This window comes from Kosakonia sp. S57, assembly GCF_016516575.1.
Taxonomy (GTDB): Bacteria; Pseudomonadota; Gammaproteobacteria; order Enterobacterales; family Enterobacteriaceae; genus Kosakonia; species Kosakonia cowanii.
In genome coordinates, this window is record NZ_JACVUL010000017.1 from 68,975 (window position 1) to 83,363 (window position 14,389).

General features: G+C 47.8%; 13 protein-coding genes and 2 pseudogenes. 13 read left to right on the plus strand and 2 right to left on the minus strand.

Features of this window, described 5'->3' with window-relative positions; genetic code table 11:
- The first annotated feature begins 1 nt into the window (after position 1).
- The 3 genes and pseudogenes from IAE48_RS16610 to IAE48_RS16620 form a co-directional block, all read left to right on the plus strand.
- The gene (locus IAE48_RS16610; RefSeq protein ID WP_200135030.1) at positions 2-4,516 is read left to right on the plus strand and encodes an RHS repeat-associated core domain-containing protein; all 4,515 of its coding nucleotides are present in this window, start codon (positions 2-4) and stop codon (positions 4,514-4,516) included.
- Positions 4,513-4,983 (plus strand): hypothetical protein, encoded by a 471-nt coding sequence (locus IAE48_RS16615; protein ID WP_200135031.1) that lies wholly within the window; start codon positions 4,513-4,515, stop codon positions 4,981-4,983. The genes IAE48_RS16610 and IAE48_RS16615 overlap by 4 nt, the downstream gene beginning before the upstream one ends.
- A 152-nt stretch (positions 4,984-5,135) precedes the next feature.
- A pseudogene (locus tag IAE48_RS16620) lies at positions 5,136-5,600 on the plus strand (RHS repeat-associated core domain-containing protein); the annotation flags it as partial.
- Between the two features lie 934 nt (positions 5,601-6,534).
- Here IAE48_RS16620 and IAE48_RS16625 read toward each other — a convergent pair.
- A complete protein-coding gene (locus IAE48_RS16625) occupies positions 6,535-7,131 on the minus strand; it encodes a DUF4291 domain-containing protein (RefSeq protein ID WP_200135032.1) in 597 nt (198 codons plus the stop codon).
- A gap of 261 nt (positions 7,132-7,392) precedes the next feature.
- On the opposite strand from IAE48_RS16625, the gene IAE48_RS24350 reads away from it, so the two are divergent.
- The 4 genes and pseudogenes from IAE48_RS24350 to IAE48_RS24355 form a co-directional block, all read left to right on the plus strand.
- The gene (locus tag IAE48_RS24350; RefSeq protein ID WP_200135033.1) at positions 7,393-7,635 is read left to right on the plus strand and encodes an HNH endonuclease; all 243 of its coding nucleotides are present in this window, start codon (positions 7,393-7,395) and stop codon (positions 7,633-7,635) included.
- Between the two features lie 2 nt (positions 7,636-7,637).
- Positions 7,638-8,081 carry an SMI1/KNR4 family protein gene (locus IAE48_RS16635; RefSeq protein ID WP_200135034.1) on the plus strand — a complete coding sequence of 148 codons (444 nt, stop codon included), beginning with the start codon at positions 7,638-7,640 and terminating at the stop codon, positions 8,079-8,081.
- Between the two features lie 165 nt (positions 8,082-8,246).
- A complete protein-coding gene (locus tag IAE48_RS16640) occupies positions 8,247-8,771 on the plus strand; it encodes a hypothetical protein (protein WP_200135035.1) in 525 nt (174 codons plus the stop codon).
- A gap of 156 nt (positions 8,772-8,927) precedes the next feature.
- Positions 8,928-8,975: pseudogene (locus tag IAE48_RS24355) on the plus strand (hypothetical protein); the annotation flags it as partial.
- A gap of 3 nt (positions 8,976-8,978) precedes the next feature.
- Here the strand turns inward: IAE48_RS24355 and IAE48_RS24360 are convergent.
- Entirely contained in the window at positions 8,979-9,167 is a 189-nt protein-coding gene (locus IAE48_RS24360; RefSeq protein ID WP_370569031.1) for a hypothetical protein, read from the minus strand.
- Between the two features lie 100 nt (positions 9,168-9,267).
- Here IAE48_RS24360 and IAE48_RS16645 point away from each other — a divergent pair, with 100 nt between their 5' ends.
- The 6 genes from IAE48_RS16645 to IAE48_RS16670 all read left to right on the plus strand — a co-directional run bounded on the left by IAE48_RS16645 (position 9,268) and on the right by IAE48_RS16670 (position 14,213).
- Entirely contained in the window at positions 9,268-10,497 is a 1,230-nt protein-coding gene (locus IAE48_RS16645) for an RHS repeat-associated core domain-containing protein (RefSeq protein ID WP_370569032.1), read from the plus strand.
- A 1,488-nt stretch (positions 10,498-11,985) separates the two neighbouring features.
- Positions 11,986-12,312, plus strand: coding sequence for a hypothetical protein (locus IAE48_RS16650; protein ID WP_200135036.1), 327 nt, complete (start codon positions 11,986-11,988; stop codon positions 12,310-12,312).
- Between the two features lie 84 nt (positions 12,313-12,396).
- A complete protein-coding gene (locus IAE48_RS16655; protein ID WP_200135037.1) occupies positions 12,397-12,771 on the plus strand; it encodes a hypothetical protein in 375 nt (124 codons plus the stop codon).
- Positions 12,772-12,782: 11 nt separating this feature from the next.
- Positions 12,783-13,286, plus strand: a complete 504-nt coding sequence (locus tag IAE48_RS16660; protein ID WP_233631624.1) for a hypothetical protein — start codon at positions 12,783-12,785, stop codon at positions 13,284-13,286.
- A 76-nt stretch (positions 13,287-13,362) separates the two neighbouring features.
- Positions 13,363-13,863 carry a hypothetical protein gene (locus IAE48_RS16665; RefSeq protein ID WP_200135038.1) on the plus strand — a complete coding sequence of 167 codons (501 nt, stop codon included), beginning with the start codon at positions 13,363-13,365 and terminating at the stop codon, positions 13,861-13,863.
- A complete protein-coding gene (locus IAE48_RS16670) occupies positions 13,860-14,213 on the plus strand; it encodes an SMI1/KNR4 family protein (RefSeq protein ID WP_200135039.1) in 354 nt (117 codons plus the stop codon). The genes IAE48_RS16665 and IAE48_RS16670 overlap by 4 nt, the downstream gene beginning before the upstream one ends.
- The last annotated feature ends 176 nt before the right edge of the window (positions 14,214-14,389 follow it).

The window sequence follows — 14,389 nt, forward strand, 5'->3', positions numbered from 1 at the left end:
GATGACGGATTACATCGCGGCCCGTATTGATGACCCACTCATCCACAGTTCAGCGCTGGCGGATTTTGTTGGTGCTGTCGTTGAAGGGGCGATTATCGCCGGGCTCCTGTTTGCTTGCTCTACGCCTGTCGGTGCAGTGTTGGCTGGCACGGCAATTGCCGTTCTGGTCTTCGGCGGCGGTCTGCAGGAAATCGGTGACGCCGCCGGGAGGCTGGTCGACAGCCTGATAGACCCCGGGCCCCCCGACGCGCATATCGTCACCGGCTCTGAGAACGTGCATATCAAGGGCAAAAAAGCCGCGCGTGCCGCCGGAACCGTGGATCGCGATTATCTGCTCGCGCCTCCTGCTCCTGAAGAGAGCATCGACTGGGCGGCTGTTGGCGTGCTGGCGCTGGCCACTGCGGCTGAAGCGGCAAAGCTCATCCTGACGCCCGGCGGCGTGACGATGGCGCTTGCCGAACGCGCCAAAGGTCTCACCCTCGATGACATGAAAAAGTGGGGATCGAACCTGTGGGAATCACTTTCGCAACCACTGGTTGAAAGTGCCGATCCCCATGCGACCCCGATGCCACTCGATAACGTCGACTGCAAAAAAGGCCATGCGGTCACCAGCAGTAACTTTATCGCCCAGGGTTCCAAAAGCGTCCTAATCAATAATCAGCCCGCAGCGCGCAATGGTGAGAAAAGCACCTGCGAAGCGGAAATCAAAGTCAGTGAAGATCCGCGGGTTCGCATCGGTGGTGACACCATCACCGTTCGCGATATCCGGAGTGGCAAAAACCAGCTGGCCTATATGCTGGGCGCGATTGTCGGCTCGCTGGGGGTTGCTGAACTGCCCAATCTGGCAAGAATGCTCTGCCGACGCATGCTAACCCGCAGCGTGCTGAAAAATATCGTCTGTGCTTTTGGCAGCGCGGTAGTTTCAGATGCGGTTTCTTCCGTTCTTATCTCCGCAGCGAGCACCGCTTTTCCGGTCAATATTGCCAGCGGCGCAAAGATCCTCGCCAAAGAGGAGGATCTCGACTTTGTGCTGCCGGATCGTATGCCGCTCTACTGGCAGCGTATCTACAACAGCCGCAACCGCGCCTCCGGCATGTTTGGCCCCGGCTGGATGATGCCGTTTGAGACGCGTCTTTACCGTCTGGCGGACAATCAGCTGATTTTCAAAGACATGAGCGGGCGCGAGCTGGGGCTTGGTGAAGTGCTCAGCGGCGATATGATCTCCTATCCGGACGAGGGGCTCAGGCTCTTCTCCAGCCCGAACGGTGCGATCGCGATCCAGACCGGCGAAGGCGATCATCAGGTCTATGAGCCGGATCCCACCCGCCCGGGCGAGTGGCGCATGCACCTCATCTACGACCGCCATGAAAACGCCCACTACTTCAGCTGGAACGAGCAGGGCCAGTTGGCGCGTATCTCCAGTGACAACGAAGCGCTGGATGTCGAACTTGAGTACGACGCCCATAGCGGGCGCTTACGCGCGGTTTACCAGATTGTTGACGGCGCACGCCAGCTGCTGGTGAGCTATCGCTACAACGACCAGGCGCAGCTGATTGCGGTCATCGATGCCGATGATGTGGTAACCCGCCAGTTTGGCTGGGATCGCGCCAGCGATATGCTGGCCTGGCACAGCTTCTCGACCGGCCTGAAAGTGCATTACCAGTGGCAGCCGAGTGCAGATGCAGAACACTGGCGCGTGAAGGCTTACCAGGTTCACGACGAGCAGGGCGCGGTGCTGGAAAACTGGCGTATCGACGCCGATGAGAGCAGACGCTACGCCCGCGTCAGCAATGATGAAGGCGTGGTCAGCGAACACTACTGGGATGAGATCTACCGCATCACAGCGTACACCGATGTGCACGGCGGTAAGTGGCAGTTCAACTGGGCGGGACAGTCCGAACAGCTATTGTCAGCCGTTCAGCCCGACGGCGGGCGCTGGGAGTATGCCTGGGACGATCGCGGCAATATGACACTGGAGCACGACCCGCTCGAACGCGCAACGCTGAAAACCTGGCATCCGCTGTACGACTTCCCGTTAAAAGAGGTGCTGCCGGACGGCGGCGTCTGGCAGTACGAATACAACCTGGCAGGCGATGTGGTGGCGCTGACCGATCCTGAAGGCGGCGTGACGCGCTTTGAGTGGAACGATCAGGGCGACTTAATCCGCCGCATTGATGCGCTGGAGAACAGCCACCGTTTCTGGTGGGATGCGCTGGGCCAGCTGATCCGCGAGGAGGACTGCTCCGGTAACCAGAGCCAGAATCAGTATGATGGTGCCGGGCGCCTTATCCGCAGCACCGACCCGCTCGGCAATACTGACAGCTACGTCTGGAGCCCCGCCGGTCGCCTGCAGACCTATATCCGTGCCGACGGGCGCGAGACGCAGTTCAGCTACACAAAATCCGGCCTGCTCTGCGGACAGAGCGTCGACGGCGTCAGCACGCGCAGGGTAAAACTCAATGCGCGCGGCCAGGTGACGGAAGCCACCGACCCGGCAGGGCATGTGACCCGTTTCCGCTTCAACCGGGCGGGCCGTCTGGTGACGCTCACCAACGCTAACAACCAGGAGTGGCGTTTCGACTACACCCCGACCGGGCTGCTGACCTGTCAGCAGGATTACGCCGGGCGGCAGACGGAGTATCACTACAACGCCGCGCAGCAGGTGGCTTCGCTTGTACGCCACCCGGAGCGCGGCAGCGACCTGCCGGCGCAGGTGCTGAATTACGAATATGACGCCCTCGGGCGCATGACGGCGCGGGAAACCCCGGAGCACCGCACCGAGTACCGTTACAGCGCGCTGGCCACCGAAATCCGCCGTTATGCCTACACCGAGTGGCGTCAGGCCGCGGTGGAGATGCGCGAGCCGGCGCACAGCGAAGCCATCATCCTCGCGCGTAACAAGCGTGGCGACCTGGTCCGCGAGGAGAACCATTCCGGCGTTTATCAGCATGAATACGATGCCTTAAGCAACCTCAGCGCCACCACCTTCCCGGACGGGCGGGAACTGAAGTTCCTGCGCTACGGCACCGGGCACCTGCTGGAGATGCAGCTCTCCCTGAGCGGCAAAACGCTGCCGGTCACCGGCTACCAGCGTGACCGCCTGCACCGTGAAACGCACCGCACGATGGGTGCGCTGGAGCTGGAGACGCACTACGACATGGCCGGGCGCATCACGCACCGGCGCTGTACCGACAACCTGCGCGACCGTCTGGTCTCGGAGCGCCGCTACCAGTGGGACCGCGCGGACCAGATAATCCGCCGCATGTACACCGACGGCGCACCCTCCACTCCGGCAGAGAAGTACCGTCAGTCCCTGTGGGGCTACGACGCGGCCGGGCGCATGACGCAGAGCCTGCAGCCGGAAGGTGAAGAGCGTTTCTGGTATGACGCCGCGGACAACCGCACCACGCCGGAACTGCAGCCGGTGTGGAACAACCTGCTGAAACGCCTGGACGGCGTCAGCCGGGAGTACGACGGTTTCGGACGTATGGCCGTGCGGCACGACACGCAGCGCGGCGTGACTCAACGCTTCAGCTACGACGACGAGCACCGTATAAGCCGGGTGGAAATCGACGGTGACGCGGAGTTCACAAAAGCCGAATACCGCTATGATGCCCTGGGCCGCCGCACGGAGAAACAGGTGTGGCGACGCCATGCCCGGAAACCGGAGCGCACGCAGTACGCCTGGTCCGGCCTGCAGATGGTGGGTGAAACCAGCGACAGTCACCCGGACGCAGCGGTGCAGTACATCTACACCGAAAACAGCTATGAACCGCTGGCGCGCGTCGACAGCCACGGTGAGCATGCGGAAATTTTCTGGTACCACACGGAACTCAACGGCCTGCCGGACAGCGTGACCGACAGCAACGGCGACACCGTCTGGCGCGGTGCTTCCACGGCCTGGGGCCGCAGCCTGCGCGAGAGCACACCGGTCGAGTGGGACACCCCGCAGAACCTGCGCTTTCAGGGCCAGTACCTTGACCGTGAAACGGGCCTGCACTACAACACCTTCCGCTACTACGACCCGGCGGGCGGGTGCTATACGCAGATGGACCCGATTGGTCTGCTGGGCGGGCTGAATACGTATACGTATGTGGTTGATCCGCTGGGGTGGGTGGATCCGCTGGGGTTGATGTGTGGTAAAACAACTCCTGTTTATCGTGTCGAAACTGATGTTGTAGCAAGTCAAAGGATTTTTATTGATGAGTTAGGAAATATTACTATTCCCGATAGAGAAAGAATGTTGTTTTTAAACTTTGGTAGTAAAGAAAGAGCTGCTGAATTTCGTGGTATGGGTGATAAACAAGTTAAAACTTTCGAGGTTAAACAAACCTTCCTGGACAAACTACGGGAAACGTCTATGACTGAAAGAGAGTTAGGTAAATCTAAAAACAAAGCAGATCGAAACAGGCCATTACGAGTTGATAAAAAAACGCCTGATCAATATGGATTAAGGCCAGAGCAGATTAATGAATTATTGGAAAACATCATACAAGGTTCTGGGAGAACATTATGAATTATTTGGATGTGTTGAAAGTGTACTTAGAAGATGAGGGGGAGAGAATTTCCTCATCTTCTTGTCTTAAAAAAAATAATGGGTTTATCGTCGAGTATACTACAACTTGTCGTGCTGGTTGCGGCGATTTTATATTGCAAAAAGCGAGAGATATATTATTAACAATTAATCAGAATACTTTCCCTAAGTGGCCCGATCTAGATTTTTGGCTTGCAATTTTACCTAAGTGCTTTACTAGTTCTTTTTCAAGTGATGGTGACGATTGGACCTTTGAGAATTGGCTTTACTGGTTTGAACCTGAAAACAGATTCTGGTTTTTATGGAGCGTCAATGCGATAGACGAGACCCACTTAAAAATTAGTATATTAGTACACGAACACCCTTTTCCATCAGAAGCTTTAGAGGTTTTATTCATGAAATTGGGTACTGATGAATTGGAAGAGGTGAATATTTGTTCTTGTAAATAGCAAATCAGAGGAAATAATAATCATCATGTTTTTTTTATTAGAGTTAATTTTTGGATATGTTTATAAACATAACTAATTGCAATAACGACTTTAAGGAATAATCTTTTTTTGAATCGAAATTTCAGTATATTAATGATACCTATACCACACCGGAACGTATGCAGTACGCCTGGTCCGGCCTGCAGATGGTGGGCGAAACCAGCGACAGCCACCCGGACGCGGCGGTGCAGTATATCCACACCGAAAACAGCTATGAGCCGCTGGCGCGCGTCGACAGCCACGGTGAGCACGCTGATATCTTCTGGTATCACACGGAACTGAACGGCCTGCCGGACAGCGTGACCGACAGCAACGGCGAGACTGTCTGGCGCGGCGCATCAAGCGCCTGGGGCCGCAGCCTGCGGGAGAGCACACCGGTAAACTGGTACACCCCGCAGAACCTGCGCTTCCAGGGCCAGTACCTGGACCGCGAAACGGGCCTGCACTACAACACCTTCCGCTACTACGACCCGGCGGGCGGGTGTTACACCCAGATGGACCCGATAGGGCTGGCGGGCGGGCTGAATACCTATACCTATGTGGTTGACCCACTGGGGTGGGTGGATCCGTTGGGGTTAATGTGTAAAACAGTGAGTAGCAATACTACCGAATCTATTTTTAAGGTTCAGGGAAGTACTCCGTCTAACGTCAACCGGGTTAGAATCATTTTAGATGAGTCTCGGAGTCATAAGATTCAGCGTGGGACATTGAATATTAATATTGGAGATAGTGCACATGCTCAATATTTTCTTGATATAAGGGAGGTTAATGCACATTAACTAAGATGAAAATATTTTAGTTATCTTAAAAAGATTCCTATTTTAGTAGTTTATCGCTTTTAAAGAAATGTAAGTTTCGTGAAAAATGGTATTGACCATTTGGATTTTGATGTTCATCAAGAAAGATAAAGTATCCTATTGTTAATCAACAAAATGCAGATGAATTGATATACTGTTTGATTGAAGATGGATATCTTTATAAGAAAAACAAGATTGCTGATGAATTTTATAAGCGATTATCAATACAAAATTCATGGTGGGGTATTTACGATCTTATGTCTGATTTTTATATTAACTTCGACGAGGAAAAAACTTTACCCACAATATGTGAAAAATATGCACTATGAATAGTATGTGCCACGAGATTGGGTGGGAGAATTACTTTATTTTTGTGCTGAGGATTTGTTAAATGATTGTCAATGTTTTTGGATAAGAAATTGTGTCGATCATAGAAAAGAATTATTGAAAAATTTATTTTTTATAATTAAGAGAATTTAGAAGGTGTGGAGGTTTAAATTAAATAATATTTATAGACTTAAAATAACGTCATAATAGATGTTAGGAAAAAAAATTGAATTATTTGTTAGTTTATTGATTTTTGAGAGGGCTGAGTAGAACTAGCACATTAGATGGTCAAGCGTCATATTAGAGTAATTAACTCCCATTTGTTAAAGCTAAACGTACGATACTATTGTGCCAGCAGCTTACTAAGGCAGTTTTAATTGTTCATTTTTTATAAGGTAACAACATAAACACTTTCCTTTGGTAGAAGGCTTCTTGCTTCGCTGATATTATCTGATTTAATTAATTTGTGTATGTCTCTGACATCTTTAGTTAAATCTGATATGTTAACTATCCATTTTTGACAGTAGTCAATTACGGCTTGATTCCGTAATCCGATCTGTATCGTACGATAATTAAGTTTATTTAGAAATATGTCTCGCTCTGGATCCCATTGTATAACGACGTCTGATTCTTTTATTTTTCTCTTCCATTCTGTATTCTGTTCTGTCTCATGGTGTTGATGCTTACTTAGTATCCCTTGAGAAAGGATCTCTTTAAAGCCTTGGTGGCTGAGGTCGATTGCCAAAATACGACTTTGATTATAGTCTTTTTTCCCCCATCCAGAACGATACATCATCCATAAAAAAGAGGGTTTAATCCATGTCATTCTCGACATGCTAAAAGGAGGAGAAACAAAGCTTTTATTATCAAGAGCACTGTCTGCAATATTGTCAGAGTATGCCTGGTAAACGCGAATAAAGTCTTCTGTATAGAATGCTCTAATCTCTTTTTCTGGTTGAGGGGCATTTATTGTGTTTTTTTTCATGAAATTCTCGCTCCAACTTTTACTATATAAGCTATATTTGTACTATCTTACCACAAATCATATTAAATTGAATATGTTTAATATTTGATTTAGACAGCGAAGTTTCAGTTATTAAATTTTACAAATATCATTTTTAGTTAGATGACTTCATCTGTTAAGTATCAAAAATTGCGATAGTCATTGCCTTAAGCAACCTCAGCGCCACCAGCTTCCCGGACGGGCGGGAACTGAAGTCCCTGCCCTACCGGGCACCTGCTGGAGATGCGGCTCTCCCTGAGCAGCAACACGCTGTCTATTAAAAACGTGCGTATAATACTTGGTAAGATAAGAGATGATGTTGATTTTGGCCGCGCAGATATCGCTGCAGGTTACAGCCCAAATAATCCTAGACCTAGAGGTTATACATGGCATCATCATCAGGATTCTGGTTACATGCAACTTGTTCCTACTGAAATACATGACGCTGTAAGGCACTCTGGTGGCATTGCTACAAACAGGAGATAATAATGGTTAATATCGTGAACTATAATAGTCCAGCTAGTACAGAAGAAATCACAACTTTCGAAAAAAGAGTTGGCGGTTCCTTTCCTGAGGATTATAAAGATTTTTTAAAGAAATATAACGGAGGCCAACCAGTCCCGAATGCTTTCAGCTTTTATTCTGATAGAGATGATGGTTCTGCAGTTGATTGGTTTCTTAGTTTAGGGAAGGAGAAATATAGTAATTTACAAAAGTATTATGATCAGTATAAAGATAGGGTGCCTCAGGGATTAATACCAATCGCGCATGATGCTGGTGGTAACCTTGTGTTGATTGGTGTAAATGGACACCAAGGAATTTATTTCTGGGATCATGAGTTTGAGGCTGATTCGCCTGATATGTCTAATGTTTATAAAGTGAGTGAGACTTTTACTGAATTCCTGGGTAACCTTCACGAAATAGAGTTGTGATTTTGCAGTGACCAATATGTTGTTACCTGCCTTTATTTTTGATAAGCGAAATTGCTTTCAACGAGCTTCTGTTACTAGCAGAGCAAACTACAACATTCTTGAAAGAAGATGACTTGGTGAAGTTAACGACGTATGGGCCAAAATTTTCAGTAAAGGAGGGTGGTAATGAATACAAACTATGTATTTGAACCGATAGATTTTATTTTTACAAATTCTTTTTTTAAAGGTTTATCTGCAGAAGATGTTAAAAGTTATGTGATTACAGATTCTTTGAGGGACGCCTGTGAATTTGCTTTTGAGAAAAATCTACCCGCGCCATATAAAGTCTGGGAGGATGTTATTGAAAATAATATAAAAGATTTAAGGGTTCATGATAAGTTTGATGATGCGGAAGAGGTTGTTAATGAATATTTAGCAAACTTACAAATCCAACATGCTGGTGTTTTATTGGAACACAGGAAGAAAAAAGTAAAAAAACTCAACACCGGTTATGATGATTTTTTATTTTCTGATGCTCGCGAAGATGCTTTTTTTGTTCTCTCCACAGTGGCAATAAATAGATTCTTAGATAATCCTCTACGCAATAACCTTTTTGAGGAAATATTTGACTGCTATAAAAAAGGCGGCTGGCCCTGTGGTCTTAAAGGCCATGACCTGATCGTATTTGATCCCAGTGCTTTAAAGAAATAAGTGTTCTAACAGCCCCGTCGGACCCCGCCATTCTGCATTCGTACCGACGGGCGCGAAACACGGTTTGCCTACACCGAGTGGCGTCAGGCCGCGGTGGAGATGCGCGAGCCGGCGCACAGCTAAGCCATCATCCTGGCGCGTAACAAGCTTGGCGACCTGGTCCGCGAGGAGAACCATTCCGGCGTTTATCAGCATCAATACGATGCCTTAAGCAACCTCAGCGCCACCACCTTCCCGGACGGGCGGGAGCTGAAGTTCCTGCGCTACGGCACCGGGCACCTGCTGGAGATGCAGCTCTCCCTGAGCGGCAAAACGCTGCCGGTCACCGGCTACCAGCGTGACCGCCTGCACCGTGAAACGCACCGCACGATGGGCGCGATGGAGCTGGAGACGCACTACGACATGGCCGGGCGCATTCACGCACCGGCGCTGCACGGACAACCTGCGCGACCGTCTGGTCTCCGAGCGCCGCTACCAGTGGGACCGCGCGGACCAGATGATCCGCCGCATGTACACCGACGGCGCACCCTCCACTCCGGCGGAGAAGTACCGTCAGTCCCTGTGGGGCTACGACGCGGCCGGGCGCATGACGCAGAGCCTGCAGCCGGAAGGGGAAGAGCGTTTCTGGTATGACGCCGCGGATAACCGCACCACGCCGGAACTGCAGCCAGTGTGGAACAACCTGCTGAAACGCCTGGACGGCGTCAGCCGGGAGTACGACGGCTTCGGGCGTATTACCGTGCGCCACGACACGCACCGGAGAGTGACGCAGCGCTTCAGCTACGACGACGAGCACCGCATCAGCCGGGTGGAAATCGACGGCGATGCGGAGTTCACAAAAGCAGAATACCGCTACGACGCGCTGGGCCGCCGCACGGAGAAACAGGTGTGGCGACGCCATGCCCGGAAACCGGAACGTACGCAGTACGCCTGGTCCGGCCTGCAGATGGTGGGCGAAACCAGCGACAGTCACCCGGACGCGGCGGTGCAGTATATCCACACCGAAAACAGCTATGAACCGCTGGCGCGCGTCGACAGCCACGGTGAGCACGCGGACATCTTCTGGTACCACACGGAACTGAACGGCCTGCCGGACAGCGTGACCGACAGCAACGGCGAGACCGTCTGGCGCGGAGCTTCCACGGCCTGGGGCCGCAGCCTGCGCGAGAGCACACCGGTAAACTGGGACACCCCTCAGAACCTGCGCTTCCAGGGCCAGTACCTGGACCGCGAAACGGGCCTGCACTACAACACCTTCCGCTACTACGACCCCGCGGGCGGGTGTTACACCCAGATGGACCCGATTGGTCTGGCGGGCGGGCTTAACACCTATACCTATGTGGTTGACCCAATAGGTTGGGTGGATCCGTGGGGACTGGCTGGCTGTTCATTACCGAAAAAAATTAATTTAACACATGAAGGTGTTCATCATGTGAAGCAAAGGCATGTAGGTAATAAGAGTGGTTGGGATCATAAAAGTAAATGGACCATAAGCAATGCGGAATGGAAGTCGACAGTCAGGGATGTTTTCCGTAAACCTGACAGAATAACACGTGATGGTTCTCGTTTTGTTTATGAAAAAACATTATCCAGAACAGTAGGACAAACTCCTGAAGGCGAAGCTTTGACGAAAGTCAGAGTAGTTGTTGAGGCGAACGGCGATTTAGTGACTGCATTCCCTCAGAGCGTATTCAGGGATGCGAAGATAGATGATCTAATATTTTGAGGTAATTATGTCTCTAGACTTACATGTAAAATGCAAAGATGAAGTTTTTTATTTTGAAATTAGCGAGACGCTACACTCATCAATATTTTCAAATTCGACAAGGTGGAGTTATTTTAAACGGTTACGGAAAATAAAAGATTATTATCGAGCTGATTGTTTATTCAAAAATGATGAAGGAGTCGCGTTCCTTCAAGAGTTTATTAGTGTTTGCGAGTTGGTTGATTCTTCAGGATTTAATATTGCGGAGATGAAATCATTAATGCAATCAAATAAAATAGAGTATGTAAGAATCAGTGGTGATTAAATAAGAAAGTTGGGATGCTAGAGGCGCGCCAGAATATTCTAATTTTTAATGAATAGGTAGTCATTCAAGAACCGCTGGCGCGCGTCGACAGGCATGGTGAGCATGCGGAAATCTTCTGGTATTACAAGGAAGTCTAAAGATCCGCGAATGATTGTAATCCAGAGTAAGATGAAAACTTTGGATATACAAATTAATACTGCCGAAAATGGAATTTTGTTGCCTTCTACTAGTAAAGTACAATTTTCTAAAGGAAGCACTATATCTAACGAATTCTTATAAAGAAGAACTTTTTGACCGCTTAAGTTCTATAAACAACATTAAATACTCCTTGGGTGAACTTAATAAAATAAATCCAGAAATGGATAGCGGTACATTATAAATTTTAGGAAGTATCATGTGTGAATTGTCAGCGCTTGAGAAAAGATATTTTGAAGTAAGCTCGGATTGTGAGAAATACTTGTCTGAATATACATCTTGCATATCGTCAAATTTGAATGACACTGTAATAAGTAAAGGTCCTTTGTATAACCTGCGGCCTATGAAATAGAACGAGTTGGTTTAAAAAAACAAGATAACTTAACAAGTTACCATCAGCTATAAAAAATACACACGTTTACTATTATGATAAATTAGATCGCATAATATTAGTTGAGATATATGGGCAACCTGAAAATATAGTTAATAGAGAATTCTGTGTATATGGTGATAATTGCTTGGAGCGTGTATGTTTTACAAGTGCAGGGACATTGAGGAATATATCTGTTTCCTTCTTTGAAGGTTCAGTAGTTAAAAAAGATGTTAATTGGGAGATGTATGGATGTAGCATATCTAATTACATATATAATGGATCTGTTTTAGAAAAAAATAACTGTGCAGCAAAAGGAGCATGATGATCCTTCATTTTCAGAGTTTGATGTCATCTTTAAGTATAAAAATAATGAGCTGGAAAATATTACAAATATTTTCCCTAACGGTTATCAGGAACAGCGATTCCCATAGTTCTACCTAAAAACAATCCATATAAGAAAATAAAGTTCCGTTTTTTTATTTTGCTGATTTTTAGTTATGTTTTAAACATAGCTCTGTCTTTCTTATCTCTCAAGTTATGGCCTGAAATCATCAAGCGTATTGCTCTTGATGGTTATTTGGTCTGGATTTATCAATAACATCCAGGAGGCAGTGAATTGAAATTGTTAGAAGAAAATGAAGAGATCTCTTTATCAGGAGAGGAGGCCGTTAAAATATTAACAGATGTTGAATATATTCTTATTTCATTAAGAGATATCGCCAGACATTATTACGATAATGTCGATGGTGAGATTACATCTGAGGGTAGATCTGCATATCGTGAAGAAACCACAAGATTTATAGATGAAAACGAGATTACTAAAAAATTAGCAAATATAAGAAGAGTAATTAGTGAAAAGTTTAACCTTGAGCCAGGTGATGATGAGATGGATGATATTGAAAGAGAATTAGAAAATATTCGTTATTGGAGGTCACGTTCGTAGTAAGGTACTGATAAATCGTAATTTTGTAGGGTTCTTTATCAGCGCTACTTTTTGTAAATAGTAATATTATATTGGATTTTTATCGTGGTTATTAAAAAGAGCACTCTTAAAGATGGTTTGTTTTTTATAAATGACGATAACCCAGGCGAGTCAGTTATAGTTAATTTCTACACGTTTGTTAGCCTTATCAAAGGCATAATGGTCGCTTATGGTAAGAAATCAGAAGGCGAGGCAGAATCTATAATTAATAACTCACCTATGCTAACCGTACCACCCCAAAATTATCTGGAAGCTTGCTTGCTGGGACATGAGGAGGAATATTATTGGGCTATGGTTATTTCGCACGGTGATCGCTATTTTGAAAAGGGATTTAGTTATGCTGCGCCCGATAGCTATGATGAGTGGGAAAGCAAATATATAAAAGATAACAATCTTAAAACTAATACTTTGATATATTAAGATGGGGAGTGATGGAATTGCTGGCAAATAAAAAAGCGCTGATTCTAGAGCTAATGATGAAGCAAATTAATCTCTCTGAATTTCTATGCCAGTTTGGTGATGGTTCCGGAGAGTTAGATCTCTGTAAGGAGTTAACCCTTGCGCGAGAAGCCAAAGACGCCGAGCTGGTTGACCTTCTTCTTTATCTCAGCGCGGTAGTAAAATTTGATTACTACGATGTCGACATATTAAACCAGCTTTTGACAGATCCCTGGCATCAGAAACATGAAGAGATCGTAAGATTGTTAGATCATTATCGGCAGCCCTCCAGCGTGAACCCTCTTTATAAAGCCGCGCTGCTCAATCTTGATTACAGGGATTACGATGAAGATTTCATACTGGCAAATAAATGCATACGGGCGTTGGAGAAAATCCAGGACCAGAATGCTATTGAGAAAATGGAGTTATTAGCCAGCGCTGATAATGAGTTAATCCGTCAATATGCACAAAAACACTTAAACAGAATGCGTCGCTAAAGCAGAGCAAGGTGACTGGATTGACAACCACACCTCGCCACGCTAGTTTTCCCGAAAGCCCTCGACCTGTAAAACCATGATTGATTTTAACGCCGACATCATTAGCTTTACCTCGCTTGCCGATATCTGTCTCGGACATTCCGTGGATATTTACCTTGAGGAGATGCTTACCCGCTTTACCGTCGAGACGAAAACGTACCCCTCTTCATCGCCATTGGGCGGCGATATGCACGGCTATTTTCTTGATGACAACACGATATCGATCTTCACCGATGCGAACGACATTATCGTCTCCGTCGTCTGTAACCAGAACTACCACGGGAGATATCAGAACAGGCTCTATGCCGGTATCACCATGGAGCGGCTTACGCTTCTCAGCAAAAGCGTCCTGCTGATTAACGGCGCTCTGATTGTTGATGGTGATTACGGGCTCGCTTTCTCTCTCCCTTCGCCCTATGACGAAATTGCCGATCATCTTCAGCACATCCCCGGCGATCTGCAACTCAATGAGATTGTCGTCAGCGACCACTCTTCCTGGGCACCACAAGCTTCACGCAGAGGACGTAAAAAAAGATGAATAACAGCCTGTTGCAAACCACCCTGGACGCTTTCAAAAGCACTCACCATTTAACTTTCCCCGAACGTTACACGCGCTTTCTCGCCGCGCAGCTCGACGCTACTGAAATCACCACGCCGGAAGGTGATGCTATCTATTTATATGCCCACGGCGATCTGCTGGAGCGAAACGACACCTACGCCATCCAGCAGGCGGAGCCTGAGTATCTGCTGATTGGTCAGGATGGCGATATTGGCTACTTTATCCACGGTCAATCAGGCCGCGAGACGATTTACCGTCAGGATCTGGGCGCGCTTGGCGCACTGCCGCTAGAGCCTGCCGCTGAGAGTATCGACCAGCTGCTCGCCTGAGCGTTTTGCCTTTGATTTTCCTCACAAAGCCCTTTCCAGTACTGCCCGCCCGCGCATCACACAAAAATTTAATTTAAAGCCGGTATAACTTTTGCGCACATTCTTCCGATATATCCGTCATGCGCCCCGCGCCACGCCATATCGGAGAAGTTATGTCAGTCAAAAGAAACACCGGG